The sequence below is a fragment of the Candidatus Poriferisocius sp. genome (assembly GCF_965202595.1).
Taxonomy (GTDB): domain Bacteria; phylum Actinomycetota; class Acidimicrobiia; order Acidimicrobiales; family Bin134; genus Poriferisocius.
On the sequence record NZ_OZ241836.1, the window covers coordinates 127,619 to 149,676 of the forward strand.

17 protein-coding genes and 1 pseudogene are annotated in these 22,058 nt (G+C 60.9%); 11 read left to right on the top strand and 7 right to left on the bottom strand.

Annotation, left to right across the window (positions count from 1 at the left end; all coding sequences use genetic code 11):
• Window positions 1-32: 32 nt before the first annotated feature.
• A complete protein-coding gene (locus tag ACOGXC_RS00995; RefSeq protein WP_419918875.1) occupies window positions 33-1,364 on the bottom strand; it encodes a DUF222 domain-containing protein in 1,332 nt (443 codons plus the stop codon).
• Window positions 1,365-1,467: 103 nt separating this feature from the next.
• Here ACOGXC_RS00995 and ACOGXC_RS01000 point away from each other — a divergent pair.
• The 6 genes and pseudogenes from ACOGXC_RS01000 to ACOGXC_RS01025 all read left to right on the top strand — a co-directional run.
• Window positions 1,468-2,421 (top strand): annotated as a pseudogene (locus tag ACOGXC_RS01000) (type I restriction-modification system subunit M); the annotation flags it as partial.
• 118 nt (window positions 2,422-2,539) lie between these two features.
• Window positions 2,540-3,565 carry an HsdM family class I SAM-dependent methyltransferase gene (locus ACOGXC_RS01005; protein ID WP_419918876.1) on the top strand — a complete coding sequence of 342 codons (1,026 nt, stop codon included), beginning with the start codon at window positions 2,540-2,542 and terminating at the stop codon, window positions 3,563-3,565.
• Window positions 3,565-4,914, top strand: a complete 1,350-nt coding sequence (locus tag ACOGXC_RS01010; RefSeq protein WP_419918877.1) for a restriction endonuclease subunit S — start codon at window positions 3,565-3,567, stop codon at window positions 4,912-4,914. The genes ACOGXC_RS01005 and ACOGXC_RS01010 overlap by 1 nt, the downstream gene beginning before the upstream one ends.
• The gene (locus ACOGXC_RS01015; RefSeq protein ID WP_419918878.1) at window positions 4,911-8,015 is read left to right on the top strand and encodes a type I restriction endonuclease subunit R; all 3,105 of its coding nucleotides are present in this window, start codon (window positions 4,911-4,913) and stop codon (window positions 8,013-8,015) included. The genes ACOGXC_RS01010 and ACOGXC_RS01015 overlap by 4 nt, the downstream gene beginning before the upstream one ends.
• Before the next feature lie 201 nt (window positions 8,016-8,216).
• Window positions 8,217-10,982 (top strand): hypothetical protein, encoded by a 2,766-nt coding sequence (locus ACOGXC_RS01020; protein ID WP_419918879.1) that lies wholly within the window; start codon window positions 8,217-8,219, stop codon window positions 10,980-10,982.
• Between the two features lie 290 nt (window positions 10,983-11,272).
• A complete protein-coding gene (locus ACOGXC_RS01025) occupies window positions 11,273-12,073 on the top strand; it encodes a hypothetical protein (RefSeq protein WP_419918880.1) in 801 nt (266 codons plus the stop codon).
• 117 nt (window positions 12,074-12,190) lie between these two features.
• Here ACOGXC_RS01025 and ACOGXC_RS01030 read toward each other — a convergent pair whose 3' ends face one another.
• Together ACOGXC_RS01030 and ACOGXC_RS01035 are read right to left on the bottom strand one after the other, a co-directional pair.
• On the bottom strand, window positions 12,191-12,529 hold the full coding sequence (locus tag ACOGXC_RS01030; RefSeq protein ID WP_419918881.1) for a type II toxin-antitoxin system PemK/MazF family toxin: 339 nt from the start codon (window positions 12,527-12,529) through the stop codon (window positions 12,191-12,193).
• Entirely contained in the window at window positions 12,516-12,752 is a 237-nt protein-coding gene (locus ACOGXC_RS01035) for a hypothetical protein (RefSeq protein WP_419918882.1), read from the bottom strand. Before ACOGXC_RS01035 ends, ACOGXC_RS01030 begins: the two co-directional genes overlap by 14 nt.
• Window positions 12,753-12,861: 109 nt before the next feature.
• On the opposite strand from ACOGXC_RS01035, the gene ACOGXC_RS01040 reads away from it, so the two are divergent.
• Together ACOGXC_RS01040 and ACOGXC_RS01045 are read left to right on the top strand one after the other, a co-directional pair.
• Window positions 12,862-13,950, top strand: coding sequence for an acyl-CoA dehydrogenase family protein (locus ACOGXC_RS01040; RefSeq protein ID WP_419918883.1), 1,089 nt, complete (start codon window positions 12,862-12,864; stop codon window positions 13,948-13,950).
• A 49-nt stretch (window positions 13,951-13,999) separates the two neighbouring features.
• Window positions 14,000-15,334 (top strand): sulfotransferase family protein, encoded by a 1,335-nt coding sequence (locus ACOGXC_RS01045; protein ID WP_419918884.1) that lies wholly within the window; start codon window positions 14,000-14,002, stop codon window positions 15,332-15,334.
• A gap of 154 nt (window positions 15,335-15,488) precedes the next feature.
• Here ACOGXC_RS01045 and ACOGXC_RS01050 read toward each other — a convergent pair whose 3' ends face one another.
• From ACOGXC_RS01050 to ACOGXC_RS01060, 3 genes are all read right to left on the bottom strand, one after another.
• The gene (locus tag ACOGXC_RS01050; protein WP_419918885.1) at window positions 15,489-15,872 is read right to left on the bottom strand and encodes a hypothetical protein; all 384 of its coding nucleotides are present in this window, start codon (window positions 15,870-15,872) and stop codon (window positions 15,489-15,491) included.
• A gap of 141 nt (window positions 15,873-16,013) precedes the next feature.
• The gene (locus tag ACOGXC_RS01055; RefSeq protein ID WP_419918886.1) at window positions 16,014-16,988 is read right to left on the bottom strand and encodes an LLM class flavin-dependent oxidoreductase; all 975 of its coding nucleotides are present in this window, start codon (window positions 16,986-16,988) and stop codon (window positions 16,014-16,016) included.
• A 105-nt stretch (window positions 16,989-17,093) separates the two neighbouring features.
• Window positions 17,094-18,206: an LLM class flavin-dependent oxidoreductase gene (locus ACOGXC_RS01060; protein WP_419918887.1), complete on the bottom strand. Its 1,113-nt coding sequence runs from the start codon at window positions 18,204-18,206 to the stop codon at window positions 17,094-17,096.
• Between the two features lie 238 nt (window positions 18,207-18,444).
• On the opposite strand from ACOGXC_RS01060, the gene ACOGXC_RS01065 reads away from it, so the two are divergent.
• The 3 genes from ACOGXC_RS01065 (at window position 18,445) to ACOGXC_RS01075 (ending at window position 21,499) form a co-directional block, all read left to right on the top strand.
• Window positions 18,445-19,380, top strand: a complete 936-nt coding sequence (locus ACOGXC_RS01065) for an alpha/beta hydrolase (RefSeq protein WP_419918888.1) — start codon at window positions 18,445-18,447, stop codon at window positions 19,378-19,380.
• A 279-nt stretch (window positions 19,381-19,659) separates the two neighbouring features.
• Window positions 19,660-20,742, top strand: a complete 1,083-nt coding sequence (locus ACOGXC_RS01070; RefSeq protein WP_419918889.1) for a DNA methyltransferase — start codon at window positions 19,660-19,662, stop codon at window positions 20,740-20,742.
• Window positions 20,729-21,499, top strand: a complete 771-nt coding sequence (locus ACOGXC_RS01075) for a hypothetical protein (protein ID WP_419918890.1) — start codon at window positions 20,729-20,731, stop codon at window positions 21,497-21,499. The genes ACOGXC_RS01070 and ACOGXC_RS01075 overlap by 14 nt, the downstream gene beginning before the upstream one ends.
• 46 nt (window positions 21,500-21,545) lie before the next feature.
• On the opposite strand, the gene ACOGXC_RS01080 is transcribed toward ACOGXC_RS01075, so the two are convergent.
• The gene (locus tag ACOGXC_RS01080) at window positions 21,546-22,058 is read right to left on the bottom strand and encodes a hypothetical protein (protein WP_419918891.1); all 513 of its coding nucleotides are present in this window, start codon (window positions 22,056-22,058) and stop codon (window positions 21,546-21,548) included.

Sequence of the window (22,058 nt, forward strand, 5' to 3'; positions counted from 1 at the left end):
GCTTGCTTGTTTGGGTGGGCTGGTGGTTTGGTTCAGCATTTTTGGGTTGGTGTTGGAGGGTTGCGTAGGATTGGTCGTAGCAGTAAGCGATCGTGTTTGTGGGGTTTGTTTTTGGTGGTGGGTTTGGGGGGTTGTTGCCAGGGTGGTCGTAGGTAGTAGCGGCGGGTGTCGGGGTGTTTTTCGACTGTCCAGTCGCGGTGGTGGACTTTGTGGTGGCAGTCCTGGCAGATGGTTACGAGGTTGTCAGCCTGGGTGGGCCCGCCGTGGTCCCAGTGTTTGATGTGGTGGCTGACGCACCATTCGGGTTGTTTGGCACACCCGATGCACCCCTGGTCGCGGGCTATGAGGGTGGCTTTGAGCTGGGGGCTGGGATGGCGCTGGCGACCCAGCGACAAGCACTGGAGGTCACTGTTGAAGATGCCGGTGAGTATCTCGGCGTCGCAAGCCAGCTTGCGGAACTCCTCGGCAGGTAGCGGGGTGCCATCGGAGAGGCGGGGCCTACCGAGTTTTTGATCGACCACATCGTAATCAGCCAGGATCAACAAACTGGTCGGCTGGGAACACTCAACAGCCCCACCGTCGCCGCCGGTGTTTTGGATGTTGCGGGTCAACAGCTCAGCGATGGCATCAGCTCGCCGGTGACGGGCCGTCTGGCGTTCACGACCGTTGCTGGCATACCAAGCCATATCGGTCTTATGATTCAAAGCGGCTCGGATGCGTTGCCCGGTGATGGGGTCGAAAAGGGCATGTAGGCACCACATGCCATCGTCTTGTTCGGTGAAAGACGCGGTGCGAGCTTTTTGCTGACGCTCAAGACGCTTGGAACCGTCATCGTCGGATAGTTCGTCTTGGTGTTCGCGCACCGTGCGGCGAAGCTGCTCAGGAGTTTGAGTTTCCGCAGCAGCCACCATCTCCTGTTCATCCATCGGCCCGGCCTTAGCCGCGTTCCCCAAAATACGGGCGTGCTCAGAAGTGATACGACTACCGAGCAACGCTTCGCGAGCAGCAGGTAACGCTTCCAACTGCTCAGCATCGCGGATCACGCTACGCGCCTTGCGCCCCGACTGGCGCAACCCCCTACGCAGGGTGTCAGCAGTGTCAAAAGCACTACTACGCCGCTTCTTCTCAGCCACCGCCTCAACCAAAAACCCATCCAAACGATTATGAGCATCACCAATCAACCGCAACCGAGCATCCAAACCAGCATCATTCAACCCGGCAACATCCACCCCATCCACATGCACACCCGAACCAGGCCCATTTTCTGCGATGGCCTGCCCACCCAAACCCGAACCGGACCCACCTGCCACAGCAGCCGACCCACCCGAACCGATGTTATCCCTGGTCAGAGCCTCAAACCTCATACCTACCAGTCTACCGGACACCAGTGACAGCATCGTTCGACCCCAAGCCTGCTAACGTTTTCGCTCAAGTGCCCCCCCTAACAAGTGTCCCCCGAAGGAGCCTATGAACGTTAGCGCCCACCGTCAGATCACCGACTTCATCTGGGGTATCTGTAATCTGTTGCGTGGGCCTTACAAGCGCAACGAGTACCGAAAGGTCATTTTGCCGTTGACGGTGCTGCGGCGCTTCGATTGCGTGCTTGCCCCTACCAAGCAGGCGGTGCTTGATGCTGATGCCGGATCTGAGGGTCAGGTCGGCAGCGTCCGGGACGCGCTGTTGAAGCAGGCATCGGGATATACCTTCTACAACACATCGCGCCTGGACTTCGGGCGGTTGCTGGACGATGCGGACAACCTCGCGGCGAACCTTGTTGCGTACATTGAGGCGTTCTCGGACAACGTCCGTGAGATCATGCGCTGTTTCGGCTTTGCGGTCCAGATCGAGCGCATGGCCGAGAAGGAACTGCTGTTTCAGGTCGTCAAGGAGTTCGCGGGGGTGGACCTGTCGCCCGGCCGTGTGGACAACATGCAGATGGGTTACATCTTCGAGGAGTTGATCCGCATCGGTGCTGAGCAGGCCAATGAGGAGGCCGGGGAGCACTTCACACCCCGCGAGGTGATCCGGCTCATGGTGAGCTTGCTGCTGTCGCCAGAACCCGACCTGGGCAAGGGGCACGTGGTCAAGACGATCTATGATCCGGCCTGCGGTACGGGTGGGATGCTGTCGGTGGCCGAGGACTACCTGCGCGAGCACAACCGGGACTCAAGGCCACACCTGTACGGCCAGGACTTCAACGACGAGGCGTGGGCGGTGTGTAAGTCTGACATGTTGATCAAGGGCCATGATGCCGATGGGATCATCCTGGGCGACTCCTTCACCGAGGACGGCCACGAATCCTGGACTTTTGACTACATGCTGGCCAACCCGCCCTTCGGGGTGGAGTGGAAGCAGCAGAAGCGCTTCATTGAAAGCGAGCGCAGAACCCTCGGTTGGGACGGCCGTTTCGGTGCGGGTACCCCGCGCATCAACGATGGGGCGCTGCTGTTTCTTCAACATATGCTCTCCAAGATGACACCCGTTGATTCCACTGCGGGGGGGGGGGGGGCTGGGTGCTGGTGGCAGCCGCATTGCCATCGTGTTCAACGGATCGCCGCTGTTCACCGGTGGTGCCGGAAGCGGAGAGAGCGAGATCAGGCGCTGGATCATCGAGAGCGACTGGCTCGAGGCCATCGTGGCGCTGCCAGACCAGCTCTTCTACAACACCGGGATCTCCACCTACATCTGGGTTCTCACGAACCGCAAGGAACCTCACCGCGCCGGCAAGGTTCAGCTCATCGACGGGCGGCAATTCTTCACCAAGATGCGCAAGAGCCTCGGCAACAAGCGCAACGAGCTTTCGCAGGCTCAGATCGATGACCTCACCCGGATCCACGGCAACTTCACCGATGGCGAGACCCGCGACCTAACCGACGAAGATCCGGTTACCCATCAGCCCCGCACCCGGCCCCGGGTGGTCAGCAAGATCTTCGACAATAACGATTTCGGTTATCGCCGGATTACCGTTGAGCGCCCGCTACGGTTGAACTTTGCCGCCGCCCCGGATCGCATCGTCCGGCTCGAAGATGAAAAGGCATTTCAGAAGCTCGCCAAGAGCAGCAAGCGCCCCGGTCCCGTCCACGACTCCGAGGTTGCCCAGGGCCGGTTCCGCCAGCAGCAACTCCGCGACTTGCTGGAGCGACTGGCACAGGAAAAGGTCACCGACAATCGCGAGATTTTCCTGGCCAAGCTGGAGCGGCAAGCCCGAGCCTCGGAAATACGCCTCTCCGCAGCCGAACGCAAAGCGGTGCTTGCCGCGCTGGGTGAACGCGATCCGCAGGCCGATATTTGCTACGACCAGGCAGGCCAACCAGAACCCGATCCGGAACTGCGCGACACCGAAACCGTGCCGCTTCACCAAGACATCGAGGATTACATGGCGAGCGAAGTTCTGCCCCATGCCCCCGATGCTTGGATAGACCACACCAAGACGAAGATCGGCTACGAGATCCCCTTCAACAGACACTTCTACGTATATGAACCGCCGCGCCCACTAGATGAGATAGACCGCGACTTGCAAGCGCTAGAGCAAGAGATAATCGGGCTACTGGCGGAAATTACGTGATGAGGTATCCATACCCAAATTATCGCGACAGCAGCGTTGAGTGGCTTGGCCAGGTTCCTGAGCATTGGAAGGAGTGCCAACTTCGTAATTTGTTGAGTGAGCCTCTCGAATATGGCGCTAGTGAAGCGGCAAGAATTGATGACCCTGGTTTTCCTCGCTATGTGCGTATCACGGATATTGACGAAATGGGATTTTTGAAACCAGAAACGTTCCGTTCCTTGCCTACAGAGATCGCGGCACCCTTTCTATTGAGAGAAGGTGACTTGCTTCTAGCGGGTAGCGGGTCTGTTGGTAAGGCCTTCTTGTATCGAGATGAGTATGGTCCATGTGCCTATGCAAGTTACTTGATACGTGCGAGGTTCGATAAACAATTGGCATGTGCCCCCTTTATGAAATACTTCACCGCATCTAAGGTGTATTGGCAATGGATAGAGGCGACGGCAATTCAGGCTACTATCCAAAATGTTAGTGCAGGTCGCTATGCGGCGATGAAATTGGCAGTACCTCCTCTCGAAGAGCAGCGAGCTATTTCTGCATATCTTGACCAAGAGACGGGTAAGGTTGATGTGTTGGTGGAGAAGAAGCGGTTGCTGTTGGAGCGGCTGGCGGAGTACCGCACGGCTCTGATCACTCGGGCGGTGACTCGCGGTCTGCCGCCCCAGGCTGCTCGTGCTGCTGGACTTGATCCGTCGCCATTTCTCAAGCCGTCAGGTGTGGATTGGCTAGGTGACATCCCCGAGCACTGGGAAGTGAAGCGGTTGGCCCATTCCGTTAGAAGATCGGATGTTCGGATTGAGCCCGAGGAGGCGCAGGGGGTCCCCTTTGTCGGGCTTGAGCATGTTTCGTCGTGGACGGGACACCTTTTGCCGCTTGATGATGGGTGGGCATCGGAGAGTCTGAGCAACTCGTTCAGGGATGGCGATGTGCTTTTCGCGAAATTGCGTCCGTATCTCGCTAAGGCGTTTCTTGCTGACTTTGACGGACTGTGTTCGACTGAGTTCTTGGTGTTGGAGGCTGTCGATCATTTGCCTGAGTACCTGTTGTATCTGTTGCTTACAGATGGGTTTGTGTCCATAGTTGACTCATCTACATATGGCGCGAAAATGCCACGGGCAAGCTGGGATTTCGTGTGTGGTGTCCATGTTCCGGTGCCGCCGGTGGGGGAGCAGCGGGCTATTACTGCGTTTCTTGATAAGCGCACTGAGCGGATCGACCGGCTTTGCTCTCGGGTTGAGGAGGCGATTGAGCGGTTGCATGAGTACCGGACTGCGCTGGTGACCGCAGCCGTCACCGGCAAGATCGATGTTCGCGAAGAGGTGAAGGCCGAGGCCAGAGGCATCAGCCGATGACAGATCAGAGGACGGAGCACGCATTCGAGTCGGCAGTCACCTCGATGCTGGCAGAGGGCGGCTGGCGGACCGGCGACCGGGCCGAGTGGGACGTTGAGCGGGCGCTGTTCCCCGAACGCGTGATTGCCTTCGTCAAGGCTACTCAGCCTGAGTTGTGGGCAGAGCTGGTGCAGTTTCATGGCGATACCCTGGCTGAGTCGCTGATGGAACAGTTGGTGCGCGAGCTTGACACCAAGGGAACCCTGGCGGTGTTGCGTCACGGGTTCCGTTTCTGGGGCAAGACGCTGAGGCTGGCGTACTTCCGGCCTGCGCACGGCTTGAACCCCGATGCGATGGCACGGTTCGAGCGCAACGAGTTGACCGTCACCCGCCAGGCGCAGTGCCATCCGGGCAAGGGTGACACGGTGGATATGTTGCTCGCGCTCAACGGGCTGCCGGTGGCGACCTGCGAACTCAAGAACCCGATGACCGGTCAGAGTTGGCGCAACGCAGCGGAGCAGTACCGGCGTGATCGCGACCCCGATGCGCCGCTGTTCCGGTTCACCAAGCGCGCCCTCGTGCATTTCGCGGCTGATTGCGACGAGGTACACATGACGACGCGCCTTTCCAAGAACAAAACCCGGTTCCTGCCGTTCAACCGGGGCAGCGCGCCGGGCGAAATCCGCTGCGGGGCCGGCAACCCGCACCATCCGTCGGGGTACCGCAGCGGCTACTTCTGGCAGGAAGTGCTTCAGCGTGAGCGCTTCCTGGACATTGTCGGCTCGTACATCTTTGTTGAGACCCGCACCGAGAAGGTCTACCGCAACGGGGGCGCACGCAACGAGACCCGCAAGACGCTCGTGTTCCCCCGCTATCACCAGCTCGACGCGGTGACCAAGCTCATCGACACCGCCCGCGCTGACGGGCCCGGACGCAACTACCTGATCCAGCATTCCGCGGGTAGCGGCAAGACCAACAGCATCTCGTGGTTGTCGCACCGCTTGTCGAGCCTGCACACCGCCGAGGACGAGAAGGTCTTCGACTGCGTGGTGGTGATCACCGACAGGCGGGTGCTGGATCAGCAGTTGCAGGAGGCGGTCTACCAGATCGAGCACGCCCAGGGTGTGGTCAAGGCCATCGACCAGGATTCCGGCCAGCTCGCCGAGGCCCTGGTGGATGGCACCAAGATTGTGATCACCACGCTGCAAAAGTTCCCGTTCGTGATGCAGCGGCTGCTGGCGATGGCCGTCTCGGAGGGCGATACTCCTACCGCAACGCAGGCCCAGCAGGCCGAACGGTGGCGGGAGCGGATCGCTCAGCGGAACTACGCGGTGATTGTGGATGAGGCACACTCCAGCCAGAGCGGCGAGAGCGCCGGCGAGATGAAGGCGGTGCTCGGAGCGCGCTCCCAAGCGGCCCGAGCCCAGGCCGGTGCCGATGGCGGCGACTGGGAGGACAGCCTCAACGCGGTGGTGGAATCACGCCGCGCCCAGCCCAACCTGTCGTTCTTCGCGTTCACGGCCACGCCCAAGGCAAAGACCATCGAGCTGTTCGGCACCCCTGGTGCTTCGGGCCGGCCCGAGCCGTTCCATGTCTACAGCATGCGCCAAGCCATCGAGGAGGAGTTCATCCTCGACGTGTTGGGCAACTACACCGACTACAACACCTACTTCAGGCTGCTGAGCCAGGCCGAGGGCGACCAGGACTTCCCCAAGCGGCGCACATCCCGGGAGCTGGTGAAGTTCATGCACCTGCACCCGCACAACCTCGACCAGAAGACGGAGGTGATCGTCGAGCACTTCCGCAACCAGATCCGCCGCCGCATCGGCGGCAAGGCCAAGGCGATGGTGGTCACCTCATCCCGGTTGCACGCAGTGCGCTACATGCAAGCCTTCCAGCGATACATCACCGAGCGCGGCTACACCGACATCCACCCCCTGGTTGCGTTCAGCGGCACCGTGACCGATCCCGACACCGGCGAGGAGTTCACCGAGCCGTCGATGAACATCGACACCGTTTCGGGCAAGACGATCAGCGAGGCCGCGCTGGCGGGCCGCTTCGATTCGCCCGACTACCAGATCCTGCTCGTGGCCGAGAAGTATCAGACGGGCTTCGACCAGCCGCTGTTGCAGGCGATGTATGTCGACAAGCGGCTTGATGGCGTGCAGGCCGTGCAGACGCTGTCGAGGCTCAACCGCATCGCTGCGGGCAAGTCCCCACCGTTCGTGCTGGACTTCGTCAACGATCCTGAGGACATTCGAGCCGCCTTCGAGCCCTACTACGACCAGACCCAACTCCAGGATCGCTCCGACCCCTACCAGCTCGACAGGCTCGGGCACGAGCTCGACATGGCTCGGGTCTACTACCGCAGCGAGGTCGAGGAGTTCATCAGGGTTTTCTACCGCCCGTCCCGCGAGCAGCGACCCGGCGACCACGCCCAGCTCGAGGCTGCGCTTCAGCCTGCGTGTGACCGCTTCGATGCGCTCGACGACGACCGGCAGAGCGAGTTCCGCGACCGGCTCAGCGCCTATGTGAGCCTCTATGCGTTTTTGAGCCAGATCATCCCCTACGCCGATGGCGAACTCGAGCGCCTCTACGCGTTCGGCAAGGCGCTGCTACCGCGCCTGCGTCCTGACCGCGAGGCTGTGCACCTGGCCGACGACATCGAGCTCGAGTACTACCGGCTGGAGCTGGTTTCGTCGGGCCATATCAGCCTCGGCGAGGATGACGACACCACGGTCAAGCCACCCACAGAGGTAGGCACCGGCAACCCCGAGGAACCGACCGCTCCGCTGTGGGAGATAATCGAGCGTCTCAACGACCGCTTCGGCACCAACTTCACCGAGTCGGAGCGCCTGTTCTTCCAGCAGATCCAGCACGATGCCATCAACAGCGAGGACATCCGCCGCACAGCCTTGGCCAACCCGTTCGACAAGTTCAGCCTCAGCATCCGCCCGAGGCTCAAAGGACTGCTGATCGAGCGCATGGCCGGAAACGACGCGCTCGTGACCCGAACCGTCAGCGACACCGAGTTCCAAGAGATCGTCTACAACTGCCTTCTGGAGTCCATCTTCGAGGCCATTACAACCGAACGCCACCAGCCCGACCGCCTGCCGGTCTGAAGACCCACCAGGTCGGGGAAGCCGTCAACGGGTCTGCCCGCCCGTCGGGAGGTCGCCATCGCCTCTTGGTGGTCGCGATGGGTTTTGAGGGGAGTACTTGCGGCGGGGGGGGGGGGGGGGTGATAGATACTATTTGGCGTGTTTGTTCGTTTTTGGCTGGGGCTTTGGGGTTCTGGTCGTTTTGGAAAAGGTGGTTTTGTGATGGCTGACCGGTTTGCTTCTGGGTGGGGGTTGCCTCGGTTTGGGGGACATCTGGTTTTGGTGGTGTTGTCGCTGCTGGTGGCGGGAGTGGCTGTGGTGGTGCCGGCGGCGGGCGCTGCGGACATTGCCAATGTTTCGGTGGACGCGCCGGTCGATCCGGACGCCGTGGCCCGCGAGGGGGGTGTGTCGCTGTCGTGGAAGCGCGGTGCTGAGCCGCGCAAGGGTTCGGGCTGTGCTACGTCGAGCTATGAGGTGTACGTGTATGACCGTTCGGGGGACACGGTCGCGCAGCGCGGCGTGGCGTATCCGGGCAGCGCCCTGGAGCTGGACCTGCCCGCCGGCGGCAAGTACAAGGCGCAGGTGTACGCGTATTCGAAGGAATGCAATCGGTGGGGTGCCGACGCGAAGGTCAAGTTCAAGACCGCTGCCGAGCAGGCGCAGCGTATGGGCGAGCCCCAGGGTCAGGCTCAAGGCGGCACAAGTACCGGTTCGGTGACTGCGACTCCGACACCCACCCCTACCCCCGCGCCGACTCCCACCCCCGCCGCGACTCCCGCGCCGACTCCCACCCCCGCCGCGACCCCCGCGCCGACTCCCACCCCTACCCCCGCGCCGACTGCGACCCCGGTGCCTGCGGTGTTGACGGTGTCGGTGGCTGACGCGGGTGTTGATGAGGGCGATAGCGACCGTGCGAGCCTCACGTTCACGGTTTCGCTGAGCGGTTCGCCGAGCCATGACGTGTCGGTGTTGGCATCCGCGGTGTCACCCAAAGGTCAGGCTACTGCGACGCGCTCCAAGAACAGCCCGGACCGCGACTACATCGGCTTCGCCAAGCAGAGCGTCGTATTTCCGGCCGGCGCAGCAGGGGCTCAGCTCACCCAGACCGTCACCGTCCAGGTGATCGGTGACACCACGGCGGAACCGGACGAGACGCTGATCCTGCGACTCAAGAGCCTGCGAACCTCAGACGGTCGGGTTGTGCTCGACGGCGGCCAAGACTCGCTCGAGGCCACCGGCACCATCCGCAACGACGACACCGAGGCCTACGGTGCCAGCACCAAAGACCCGGAACCCGCCAAGGAACCCGCCAAGTACGTGTCGGTGGCGGCCGGGTCGGACCATACGTGCGGGTTGCTCATGGACGGCACCATCACCTGCTGGGGCTCCAGGAGCGTCTCCTATTGGTCGGAGCAGTCGCAGAGCTGGGAAGTTGCCGGCTTGGATGCGCCTTCAGGCACATTTACGGCAATATCTGCTAGCGGGTCCCACACATGCGCGTTGCGCACCAGCGGTGCTGTCGTCTGTTGGGGAAGCAACAAATACGGCGAGACGAATGCACCTTCAGGCACGTTCACCGCCGTTTCCGCTGGCATCAGCCACTCGTGTGGGTTGCGCGCCGATGGTGGCATCACGTGTTGGGGAATCGACAAATACGGACTGTTGAGTCCGCCTTCAGGCACGTTCACCGCCGTTTCCGCTGGTCACCTGTACTCGTGCGGGTTACGACCCAACAACACTGTCGTGTGCTGGGGAGGAAGCCCTTATTTGGAGGTGACCGATCCGCCTGCCGGCCAGTTCACAGCGGTATCAGCAAGTGACTCGTATGCCTGCGGGTTACGCGCTAGCGGCACCATTGCGTGCTGGGGAGACAACGGGCAGCAGCACTCAAAAGGTCGGGTTGAGGAGGCTCCTTCAGGCACGTTCACCGCCGTTGCCGCCGGTGTGTCTCATGCGTGCGGTGTGAGATCTGACGGCGACATCGAGTGCTGGGGGAGCGAAGTTCATGGCGTATCGGATTCCCGCTCAGGTCCATTTACTGCTGTCGTAACCGGCGGATCGCATTCGTGCGGGTTGCGCACTGACGGCAGCATAGATTGCTGGGGCAACAACACTGCGGGGAAGGCGCGCCCACCTGGAAGCGAGCCCGATGACCCTCCGGAGAATCGCTTTACTGCAACATCGGCCGGTTATCTTCATTCGTGCGGGTTGCGCACCGACGGCTCCATTGCCTGCTGGGGTTCCGACTACAAGGGCCAGATCAGCAACATCCCGACCGGCAATTTCACGGCAGTGGATTCCGCGTATGAGTATTCGTGCGGGTTGCGCAGCGACGGCACGGTCACATGCTGGGGTACCAACCAGTACGGCATCGAGGATGAGCCGGCTGGCCAGTTCAAGGCAATTGCTGCTGGCATGACTCATGTGTGCGGGTTGCGCCCGAGCGGCACCATCGCGTGTTGGGGCAGCCGCTTCGGCGGTGAGCAGGATAAGCCGTCAGGCAAGTTTACGGCGGTGTCTGCCGGGGACGACTTCTCGTGCGCGGTGGGCACGAATGGCAGGATCACCTGCTGGGGAGATTTTGCCGTGAAGTCTCCCGCCGGACAGTTCACCGCTGTGTCGGCTGGCTGGGATCATGCTTGCGGGCTACGCGTTGACGGCACCGTTGCCTGCTGGGCACAACATCAGTACGTAGGCAGCGCGTTCGGCAATCTTGATCCCCCGGACGGCGCATTCACCGCTATCTCTGCCGGCGAATCTCATTCGTGTGGGCTGCGTACCGACGGTAGCGTCGAATGCTGGGGTGGCAAGAGCACGCATCCGCGCTTCCAGCACGACCAGACGGTCGAGCCGGAAGGCGAGTTCACCATGGTGTCGGCAGGTTCGAGGCATACATGCGCAGTGCGTACCGACAAGATCATCGTATGCTGGGGTGCCAACGACGGACTACAGTCGACACCCCCGGTGCCCCCCAAACCCGCCGAGTAACCCAAACCCCGAGCGCGTGCTGACCAGCGCTGTCAGTGGTTGAGCAGGGTTCTCACGATTGAGGACACCTCAGAACTGGTATTGGAGTCCACGGTTCCCAGCCTGTGCATGGGTTGCCCTCAGCTTCGGACCCGCTCTAGTGCGGACACATAGTGCGTAGTGCGGACACATAGTGCGTAGTGCGGACATGTAATGCGTAGTGCGGACACATAGTGCGTAGTGCGGACATGTAATGCGTAGTGCGGACACATAGTGCGAGCACACTGGTACAGTGTGAGCGCGTCGACGAGATGCACGCGGGAGACCGCGACGAGCTGCGGCACCTGGCGGCGGATATCCAATCCATCACCAAGGTGCGCTCACTTCCATTGGCCCTCGTCGGCGCCGGGCTGTCCGAAATGTCCTACACAGTGCTGGAGGACAAGAAGATGACCTTCTTCCACCGGTGTCTCAGGAACCCGATGCCGCCCATCGCCTTCGCTGATGCTTGGCGATGCCTTCGGCTAACGGTCAAGGAGGCTGGGGGAGTCATCCACAACGATGCCCTGGATCTGATGGCCTCAGCGGCCGCCGACAGCCTGCCGTACCGCCTCCAGAGTATTGGACATCATGCCTGGACACTGTCTGGTGCCCCGGACACCGAGATCGACAAGGACTCGGCATCCATGGCCGTGCAGCGAGCCGATGCCGACATCGCCGAGAAGATCGTCGTTCCCATGTGGCACGACCTCAGCGAGACCGACCAGTCTTACTTGGCGGCGCTCGCAGCGTGTGGCGGCGAGGCCATCCCCGCCGAGATCGCCAAGCGGTTGCAAGGACGCTCGAACCGGAGCCTGGCCCGTTCGGAACGGCGTCTTGCTGCCGTTGGCCATGTCCGCAGAACCAGCAGGGCGACCATCGCTCAAGCGGGCGTGCTGACAACCGAGGCTGTGGTGGCTGTCGCCGCTCGCGAGGCTGAGTACGAGATTCGCGCCACCGGTCTTTCCCCGCAGGCAGCCCGCCGCCAGAGGTGCAATGCCGAGATGCCCCGGGCCAAGGCAAGATGCGTTCTGCCCCGAGGTCACAGCGGAGGTCACCGATCCCGCATCTAGCCGCCTTACGCAGCCCAGCCCAGCCCAGCCCAGCCACGCACACAGCCGAGGTCACAGCGGAGGTCACCGATCCCGCATCTAGCCGGGCACCGGTGCTCGGTTGTTTGATCAGCGCTGTCAGTGGTTGAGCAGGGTTCTCACGATTGAGGACACCTCAGAACTGGTATTGGAGTCCACGGTTCCCAGCCTGTGCAGGAGGCGCTGTTTGCTGATGGAGCGGAGAAGTTCGCATTGGATGTAGCTGGTGTGTCGTAGACCGGTTTGAGCAGTGGCGGGGACCTCCACGTGTAGCGACAGCTCACGGAAGGTTGTGGTGAGGGGCACCACGAAAGCGACAGGAAAGCTCGCGCCGAAGAACTCGGGTGGGCCGAGGACAAGGGCGGGCCGCTTTGTGGCGGGCTCACCCGCATACGGTTTGCCGAAGTCAACGAGCCACAATTCGTCAATCGAGGCCATCGGTCACATGGGACGACTCCGCTTCGGTGTGGTAGCCGGCCCAAGCTTCGGGATCATTCCGCAGGGCGGTGAACTCTTCTTGCACTCGAAGGCCGAACCGTATGCGCCTGAGGGCTTCGGCGGCCTGGCGAACGGTCTCGGTGAGGCTATCGCCCGCGTCGGTGCTCATCTCTAGCAGGCGGGCATGAGTGTCGCGGTCCACGCGAATGGTTGTCGTGTTCATGCCGCTGACATTAGCCTGGCGTATACAAATTATCTACAATGTTCGCACCACGAATCGGTGGGATCGTCGTAAGTAGCCACCGGAAAATGGGGGATGACACACTGGTCTGGTGGATTTCTCCGTGCCGGAGCAGGAGCAGGCGGTTGCCGATCTGAGCCGCCGGATCCTGGGTGACCTGTCCACCCCGGAGCGGCACAAGCAGCTTGAGGCCGATGGGGTTGCTCAAGATGATCAAACCTGGAGGGCGCTGAGCGAAGCCGGGTTGGCCGGAGTCTCGTTGCCCGAGAGCTGCGGCGGGGGTGGTCTGGGGTTTCTGGCTGCCTGCCTGGTGCTGGAGGAGATCGGCCGGACCACCGCCAGGGTGCCGTTTCTGGCCCCGGTGGCGGCGATGGCGGTGGCCGAGTTCGACCCCCAGAATGCTTTGCTGGCGGAAATGGCCGGCGGGTCGGTGCTGGTATCGCCCGCTCTGGTGGAACCGGGCCGTGACCCCGCCGATCCGGCTACTGCGGCCGCCGAGGCCAGTGGCGGGGCCTGGCTGGTGAATGGCACCAAGCAGATGGTTCCGTTTGCCGACCGGGCCGGCTACTTTCTGGTTCCCGCATCGGTGGGGGATGGTGCCGGCCTGTTTCTGGTGGACAGCTCCGCCTCCTCGGTCGAGGTGGTACCCCAGCAGACCACATCGGGGCTCGTCGAGGGCAGGGTGGTGCTGGTCGATGCGCCCGCCCAGAGGTTGGGTGAGGGTTCCGAGCCGGTGGACTGGCTGGCGCAGAGATGCGTTACCGCGCTGTGCGCGGTGGCGGTGGGGGTGGTTGGTGAGGCTCTGCGGCTGACTGCGGCCTACACCAGCGAGCGGGAGCAGTTCGGCCGTCCCATCGCCACTTTCCAGGCGGTTGGTCAGCGGGTGGGTGATGCCTACATAGACACCGAGGCGATCCGGCTCACCACCCTGCAAGCATGCTGTCGGCTCGACCAGGGGTTGGAGGCGGCCACCGAAGTGGCGGTGGCCAAGTACTGGGTGGCCGATGGGGGTCGGCGGGTGGCCGATGCCGCCCAGCATCTTCACGGCGGGATGGGGGTGGATCGTGACTACCCGCTGTGGCGCTACTACGTGTGGGCCAAGCACCTGGAGCTGGCCCTGGGTGGAGCCACCGCCCAACTGCTGCGTATCGGCGACGCCCTGGCCGCGGGCAAAATCTGAGGGCGTGTTGTGATGAGCAATAGCGGGCACAATCTGAGAGCGTGTTGTGATGAGCAATAGCGGGTTGGAGGTTCGTGCCACCGATGGCCCGTCGTTTCCGGTGCTGGTGCGGGCGCTCAATGGCTATGGCCATGCTGCTCGCCGCATACGACCCCGCTACGGGCAACTGAGCACCGACACCCTGGTGCAAAAAGCTCAGGAGTCGGCCGGGCTGGAGGATTTCGGTCACAGCAGTTGGCGGGAGGGGTTCGAAATTCTGGTGGATTCGATCAATTCCGAGGGCAACTTGAGCCAACTGGGCCGGCTGATTCTGGGTGGCATTATTCAATCCACGCTGGAGATGCGGTTGCGGGTGCTGGATTGGGCCTCAAAGCACCCGCAAGTGGCCCAGGAGAAGATTGAGGCCCCAATTGTTGTTACCGGTATGCCCCGCACCGGCACCACCTTGCTCAGCAACCTTTTGGACCTCGACCCGCAGAACCGGTCGGTTCTGGCTTGGGAGGCCGGCGCGGTGGCCCCACCGCCCACCCTGTCGAATCATCGGGAGGATCCTCGCATTGCCGCCTCTGTCAAGGGTTCGGGCCGGTTGGCGAAGCTGGCGCCCAGCGTGCAGGCCATGCATCCGATGGCTGCCACCTTGCCCACCGAGTGTGTGTCTCTTCTGGGCGGTGAGTTCAAATCCGTCCATTTCGAGACCCAGGGCACATTCACTTCTTACGGCACCTGGTTCGAGAGCTGCGACATGGTTCCGGCCTACGAATTTCACCGGCTGTGCTTGCAGGTGTTGCAATCCACCATTCCCACCGAGCGGTGGGCGCTGAAGACACCGGGGCATCTTTGGCACCTGGATGCGCTCCATGCCGTTTACCCCGATGCTCGGGTGGTGTGGACCCACCGGGATCCGCTCAAGGTGGTCGGCTCGGTGGCCAGCCTCAACTCAACGCTTCATGCCACCAACACCGAAAAGGTGGACTTCTTCTCGGTGGGTCGCAACTGGAAGGACAAGTGCTTGCACGCGGTGACAGTGGGCACCGAGTTTCGGCAGCGGAGGGAATCAAACGACACCGAGTTCCGGCAGCGGAGGGAATCAAACGACACCGAGTTCCGGCAGCGGCTGTCATCAAACGACACTGTGTTCGACTTGCAGTACGCCGAGTTGATGGACGACCCGGTGGGTTCGGTGGAGCGCATGTATCAGCATTTCGACATGGAGTTGAGCGATCTGGGGCGGCGGCGGATGGCTGCATGGATGCTGGAGAACCCTCAGGATCGCTACGGCCGTCACCGCTACACGCTGGACCAATTCGGGCTGAACCCCGATGCGGTGAGCCAGGAATTCGGTGACTACATCACCCGCTACCAGGTTCCCCCCGAAGGCCGGTAGTTCCCCACGTACATGGTTTGCAGTTTCCAGTCCTCAGGGCCAGTGGAGTCCGGGGTAGGGGTCGGGATTTTGAACGGCCCACTGATGCAGGCGGCGGGCAAGGTTGTGGCCCAATGTACCCTTTCGGGAATAGTCGGTTTGTCAATCAGCCACCTCAATGCGACAGCAAGGTCTCGCGTTGTTCAATCCGGTGACGGATCTGCTCAGCGGCCTGCTCGTCCGCTTTGATTCGAGCGTCGATTTCCTCTGGGAAGGTGCAATAGAAATCTGCTGCCACTTGTACCAGGGAGACCGGCAATTCGAGTTCTTTTGCGAGGCTGTCAATGCGGGCCATGCCCTTGCCGGGCCACTGTCGCAAATCACGGATCACTTCCCAGACATCGGGCCCACCCACCAGCGTGGCTCGCCTACCTGTGGGCCCGGGCCGGTAAACTACGTCGGGAAACTGGCGGGTTTTTAGCCCCTCGTCGAGCAGCGTGCTTACCAGTGAAGTAGTTGATACGGACACGGCCTGGCTCTCGGCATCAAGGCGCTCCAAGAGTTCATGGTTCAAGCGAAATGATGTGGGACGGGACATCTTTCACCCCTTGGTGTCCATTTCTTTCCCACCTGCGAGTAGTAAAACTACACTACATCTGACTACGAAGTAGTACAAATCTTTTGCACGGCGTAGCCTGCTTCAGAGGTGGGGGAGCACCTCGGATTCGAACAGGCGGAGGTTTTCCCAGGCCAGGGCGGGGTCGAGGCCACCCATTAGGGGGTGGAACATCACCGCTTCCATCTCGCCCATCCCCCTGATCATCTCGATGGCCTCGGCCGGGGTGAGCAACTGGTGCATACCCATGGCCCGCAGCGCATCGGCGTCGCTCACCGGTTCATAGCCCGTGGCAGCCCCCGATTCGGCGGCCCACCGCCCGTAGGCGTTCATCTCGTGCAGGGCGTGGGGGGCGACCTTGGCCCAGGTGGTGTTGGGATCGTGGGTGATGTGCAGGTATCCGACCCCGCCGGAGGTGGCCGGTCCGGGATCGGGCCGGCCCTGTTTGATCACCTCGTCGCGGTAGTGATCCCAGAACTCGGGCATGGTGGGCAGGAACCCGTCGGCGATTCGGGCCGCCCGGCGGGCCGCCTTCTCGCCGCTGCCCCCCAGCCAGATCATGGGTCGGGGTTTCTGGTAGGGGGTGGGGGTGACCCGCACCCTGCGACCCCGGAACTCGAACGCTTCGCCGGTCCAAGCGGCCTTGAGGGTTTCCACCATCTCCTCGGTGAGGGCCACCCGATCCCGCATCCGCCGGCCGAACATGTCGAACTCCGATGGCACGTAGCCGGCGGCCACCACCACGCTGATGCGGCCCTTGCTGATGCGATCCAGCACGGCCAGGTCCTCGGCCACTCGCAGCGGGTCGTGCATGGGGGCGATCAGCGCGGCCAGCATGATGTGGATGTTCTCGGTGCGAGCGGCGATGGCCGACGCCAACGCCACCAGCGACGGCAGGTAACCATCGTCCGATCCGTGGTGCTCGGACAGCGTCACTGAAACGAAGCCCAATCGCTCCGCCCACTCCACCTGCTCGATGGCGGCGTGGTACAGCTCGTCCACCGGCACCGGGCAGATGTCGGGGCACCTGAAGTCGTAACGGATGTTCAAAAGCGCCATGGTCGTGCCTTCTACCCCTTTAGTTCTTGGCCAGCCCGGGTATCACGTGCTTGCCCATCCCTTCAGTTCTTCCGGAACTCGGGTATCACGTGCTTGCCCATCCCTTCAGTTCTTCCGGAACTCGGGGATCACGTGCTTGCCCATGAGCTCGATGGACGTCATCACATCCTCGTGGGCCATCTTGTACGGGTTGAGCAGGCAGAACAGCAGGTCGCAGCCCACCGCCTCGTAGCGTTTGGCGACCTCGATGCACCGGTCGGGGTCGCCCACCACCGCAGCCCCCGAGTCCCAGATGTAATCCATCGTGAGGAGACCCATCAGGCCCTCGTCACGGTTCTTGGCGGCATCGCCGGTGTACTGGTAGGAGCCGAGCTCGGCCACCTCCAGCTCGGCCAGGTAGTCGGCCACCGAGGCGATCAGCCCCCCACCGTACTTGGGGTACCAGACGAACGATTCCTCGGAGGCGGCCCGGGCCTTCTCGTTGGATTCGTTGCAGTGGACCATGGTGAAGGTGGCGGCCCGCTCGTTGCGGAACAGCCCCACCGGCTCGGTGCAGTCGGCCTGGCCCTTGCGGTAGGTCTCGATCCGCTCGGCCAGATCCTCGGGCGGCGAGCCCACGGTGAACGAGCACAGCCCGATGCCCCGCTTGCCGATCTCGTAGTGACCGGGCACCGAGCTGGTGGCTCCCCAGATGGGCGGGTGGGGATCCTGGCGAGGCTTGGGCAGCACCCGGCGCTTGGGCATCGACCAGTACTTGCCCTCGAACTCGTACTCGTCGTTGGTCCAGCACCCCACAATGTGCCGCAGGGCCTCGTCCCACTGGGCCCGGGTCTCGTTGGGGTGGATGTTGAAACCCTCCAGCTCGGCCCGGGTGGACGAGCGGCCGGTGCCGAACTCCACCCGACCGTTGCTGATCAGGTCGAGCACCGCCACCGACTCCGCAGTGCGCACCGGATGGTTGTAGGGCTTGGGCAGAAGCCGGACCCCGTATCCCAGCCGCATGTTCTCGGTTTTGGCTGCGATGTGGCCGTAGAGCACCTCGGGGTTGGAGCAGTGGGAGTACTCCTCCAGAAAGTGGTGTTCCACCGTCCAGAAGGAGTGGAATCCCATCCTGTCGCCCAGCACCGCCTGCTCGATGGTGTGCTGGTAGGCGTTGTACTCGCTGTCACGATTCCAGGGCCGAGCCACCGGGATCTCGTAGAACATCGCGAACTCCATGCCGTTCTCCTCGGGTTGGGTCTGGGGCGGTGGTGCTGCCGGCAAATATGCTAAACGGTGCGGCTTCCGGTTTGCGCATCCGGCTCGGTTGGGGTGCGGGTTGGGCAGTGGTGCCGGACCCGCCATTCGCAGTTCCGGTTTGCGCATCCGGCTCGGTTGGGGTGCGGGTTGGGCAGTGGTGCCGGACCCGCCATTCGCAGTTCCGGTTTGCGCATCCGGCTCGGTTAGGGTGCGGATCATGGCACTTGATTCGGTGGCCCAAGCCGTCATGGAGATGATGGAACAGAACGGGGTGAGCTTCGATGGCATCACCTCGATGACCGCCGGGGAGCTGCGCAACCGCATGCAACTCGGTGAGATGCCGGTGGAGGAGGTGGCCCGCACCGAGGACCGCACGATTCCCGGAGCCGATGGCACCGAGCTGCCGATCAGGATCTACTGGCCCGAGATCACCGAGGAGCTGCTTGGCGTGGTGGTGTTCTTCCACGGCGGGGGCTGGGTGATCGGCGGCATCGATAGCCACGATGGTCAGGTGCGTGAGATGGCGAACCGCACCGGGGCGGTGTACGTGTCGGTGGACTACCGGCTGGCCCCCGAAGCCCGGTTTCCGGCCGCGGCCGAGGATTGCTACGCGGCCACGCAGTGGGTGGCCGGCAACGCCGCCTCCTTGGGGGTCGATGCCCATCGCCTGGGGGTGGCCGGGGACAGCGCCGGGGGCAACCTGGCCGCAGTGGTGGCGCAGATGTCCCGCGACCGGGGTGGGCCCGCCATCGCCCACCAGCTTCTCGTCTACCCCTGCTGCGACATGGACACCAGCGCCTGGCCATCGCAGACCGAGAACGGTTCCGGCTACTTCCTGACCAGGGAGGCAATGGAATGGTTCTACGACCAGTATGCCGATGCCGCCGACCGTGAGAATCCCTATGCCTCCCCGATCAAAGCCACCGACCTGGCCGGTTTACCACCGGCCTGCGTGATTACCGCCGAATACGATCCGTTGCGTGACGAGGGCGAGGCCTATGGTCACCGCCTCCAGCAAGCAGGGGTGGCGTGTGAGATACACCGCTACAGCGGCATGTTCCACGGTTTCTTCGGCATGACCCTGGGCATACCCAAAGCAATGGAAGCGCAGGAAACCGCCGCAGCCGCGGTACGAGCCGGGCTGTCGCCATAATCAAACCGCGGTTGAAGGGGTCAGCCCGGTGCTCTTGTGCATCAGACCGTTGTGTCAGTGCAGAGCTTGCTCATCCCCTTGACCAAAGGAGCCTGACTCAGAGTCGGCATCACCAGCATCCCGCATCTGTCACCGGGTTGGAGTAAAGTTGTTGTAGGTCGCAGCTTCGTATCAAGCTGCTCAAGCATCCACCATAGTCATAGTGCGAGGTAAGGCATGGCATCGTTGTCAATGGGAGTCGACCGGAGATTGCCATTTACCATCCGTAGAGGAGAGGATATGGCTTCTGACAATGGTGATGATCAAATTTGGTCGGTGTACCGCGGTGATGTGATTGACACCTACGCGAACTGGCCCTCCCCATCAATCATTGTCTCTGATGGTGCTTATGGAGTAGGAGGGTTTCCTGGCGACCCGCGGACCCCTGACGACTTGGCAGATTGGTACGCCCCCCATATTGAAGCCTGGTCAAAGCATGCTCTGCCGTCATCCACATTGTGGTTTTGGAATACGGAAATAGGCTGGGCTACTGTGCATCCGGTTCTTTCCGACTATGGTTGGGAATATGTTCAGACCATTGTGTGGGACAAAGGCATTGGACACATAGCGGGCAATGTGAATGGTGATACAATCCGCCGATTTCCGGTGGTGTCCGAGGTTTGTGTGTTCTATCGGCGACGTCTAGAGTTTCCAACCCGAAATGGCGTAATGTCAGCTCGAGAATGGCTGAGATATGAATGGCAGCGGGCAGGATTGCCCTTGAATAGGGCAAATGAGGCATGTGGAGTAGCCAACGCTGCTACTCGCAAGTATCTCACCCAGGACTGGCTCTGGTATTTTCCTCCACCGGAGATGATGGAGCGGTTAGTAAGGTATGCAAATAAACATGGAATTACTAATGGTATACCTTACTACTCACTCAATGGTATTTCGCCAATTACTACTGATGAATGGGCTAAACTGAGAGATAAATGGCATCACGCTTATGGTCTCACAAATGTGTGGTCAACACCACCCCTCAATGGGCAAGAGCGGTACAAGGGGAACGGTATACGTTCGGCACCTCGAGTGTATAAGCCCGGTCGCAATGCTGCGGTTCATCTCAATCAAAAGCCACTGGAGTTCATGCACCGAATTATCAATGCTGCCACAGAACCTGGAGAAGTAGTTTGGGAGCCTTTTGGTGGATTATGTACCGCAGTAGTGGCTGCAGTTGAGACCGGTCGCCGTGGTTTTGCTGCTGAAAACGTGGAGCATTTTGCGGAGCTGGCCATTGATCGCCTAAACTACATTGTTCCTGGCTCGCGCTGCAAGGTTAGTGAGCAACAGAGCAATACAATCAGCAACGATGTCGGTTCCTGAGCCACCCTCACTAAACTTAGGCGATCCTCGAACTGAGCTTCGAGACCGAGTTCAAGATGCTTTATTAGCTCTTCCCAGTTATTTTGATTCCGCCACTAACATTGAAGGGTTGGCTGCCACAGATCTGTTTTCCCTCAATACCGTGCTGGGTGCGACTATTGAGGTGCAAGTGGTGCAGACGCTCAATCGGATGCGTGATGTCTGGGATCCCAACGACGAGTGGACTTTGTACCAGTTCTATCGGCAGGCACAGACATTTCCCGATGTGTTATTCAAACGTAGGAATAACACAGGTGGATATGATATTGCCCTAGGAGTTGAGCTGAAGGGCTGGTATATGCTGGCTAAGGAGCGCGAACCTAGCTTTCGATACTGTGTAACCCCGGGTGCCTGTTCAGATTGGGATCTTCTTGTGGTGATACCCTGGTATCTTTCCAACGTACTTTCCGGTGTTCCTAGGGTTTCCACTCCGACTTGTTGGTCGGCTAAATATATTGCTGAATATAGGAATTATTGGTGGAGCCATATTCGTAAGACTGGACAAGACTCCTCAATTGAGTCACCTTCGGAAGTTTTTCCTTATATGGGCCGAGATAATACATCCGATAAACCGGTAAAAGACGGAGGTGGTAACTTTGGACGAATAGCTCGCACTGGGATAATGGATGATTGGATTCAAGAAGTCTTGGCAGAGCCGCTAGCAGGAATACCTGCTGAAGCTTGGATTGATTTCTTGAAGCGACATGAGTCTATGTAGATATTTCTAGCTTTTCACAGCGAAGCGGAGATTATGATACTTAACTTTACTCTGAACCAATCTTTGGTACCGGCCCGCCCCATAGGTTGGGTGGAGCTTCAAATGGTACTAGTGTAAGTATGCTGCCTGTTTTCGGTTGGATAGCAACATATATGGATTCTGTATCAACCTCATACATGGCCATACTAACGTTATCATTTGCTGTTATCCAGGGTCCATCCAAGCTAGTGGTTTTACTCAGTCGAAGAATAGCGCTGACACCCCAAAGCTCATCTTCCACATACACTTTCCGGTGGTCTTCAATCGTGAATTGAACATCACCGACCACGACCTCAATATCGCTACTTGCCCGAATTGTTCTATCAATTGAGGTTATATCAAGTGTTTCAGTGGATTGCGATCCGGTGTTGGCACGGTTATCACTAACATGTACAGGCTGGTCACTGGATGGAAAGAGCGCACCGTTAGTTGAATCCAACAGGGTACCGCCTGACAATAACAAAGAAGCACCCGCGAATGCAATGCCAGTAGCAGCCAACACTACCCAAATTGATTTCAT

Coding starts and splice junctions, on each gene's coding strand:
- ACOGXC_RS00995 (WP_419918875.1), bottom strand. CDS start 1,364: ATGAGGTTTGAGGCTCTGACCAGGGATAACATCGGTTCGGGTGGGTCG.
- ACOGXC_RS01010 (WP_419918877.1), top strand. CDS start 3,565: ATGAGGTATCCATACCCAAATTATCGCGACAGCAGCGTTGAGTGGCTT.
- ACOGXC_RS01015 (WP_419918878.1), top strand. CDS start 4,911: ATGACAGATCAGAGGACGGAGCACGCATTCGAGTCGGCAGTCACCTCG.
- ACOGXC_RS01020 (WP_419918879.1), top strand. CDS start 8,217: ATGGCTGACCGGTTTGCTTCTGGGTGGGGGTTGCCTCGGTTTGGGGGA.
- ACOGXC_RS01025 (WP_419918880.1), top strand. CDS start 11,273: ATGCACGCGGGAGACCGCGACGAGCTGCGGCACCTGGCGGCGGATATC.
- ACOGXC_RS01030 (WP_419918881.1), bottom strand. CDS start 12,529: ATGGCCTCGATTGACGAATTGTGGCTCGTTGACTTCGGCAAACCGTAT.
- ACOGXC_RS01035 (WP_419918882.1), bottom strand. CDS start 12,752: ATGAACACGACAACCATTCGCGTGGACCGCGACACTCATGCCCGCCTG.
- ACOGXC_RS01045 (WP_419918884.1), top strand. CDS start 14,000: ATGAGCAATAGCGGGTTGGAGGTTCGTGCCACCGATGGCCCGTCGTTT.
- ACOGXC_RS01055 (WP_419918886.1), bottom strand. CDS start 16,988: ATGGCGCTTTTGAACATCCGTTACGACTTCAGGTGCCCCGACATCTGC.
- ACOGXC_RS01060 (WP_419918887.1), bottom strand. CDS start 18,206: ATGGAGTTCGCGATGTTCTACGAGATCCCGGTGGCTCGGCCCTGGAAT.
- ACOGXC_RS01065 (WP_419918888.1), top strand. CDS start 18,445: ATGGCACTTGATTCGGTGGCCCAAGCCGTCATGGAGATGATGGAACAG.
- ACOGXC_RS01070 (WP_419918889.1), top strand. CDS start 19,660: ATGGCTTCTGACAATGGTGATGATCAAATTTGGTCGGTGTACCGCGGT.
- ACOGXC_RS01075 (WP_419918890.1), top strand. CDS start 20,729: ATGTCGGTTCCTGAGCCACCCTCACTAAACTTAGGCGATCCTCGAACT.
- ACOGXC_RS01080 (WP_419918891.1), bottom strand. CDS start 22,058: ATGAAATCAATTTGGGTAGTGTTGGCTGCTACTGGCATTGCATTCGCG.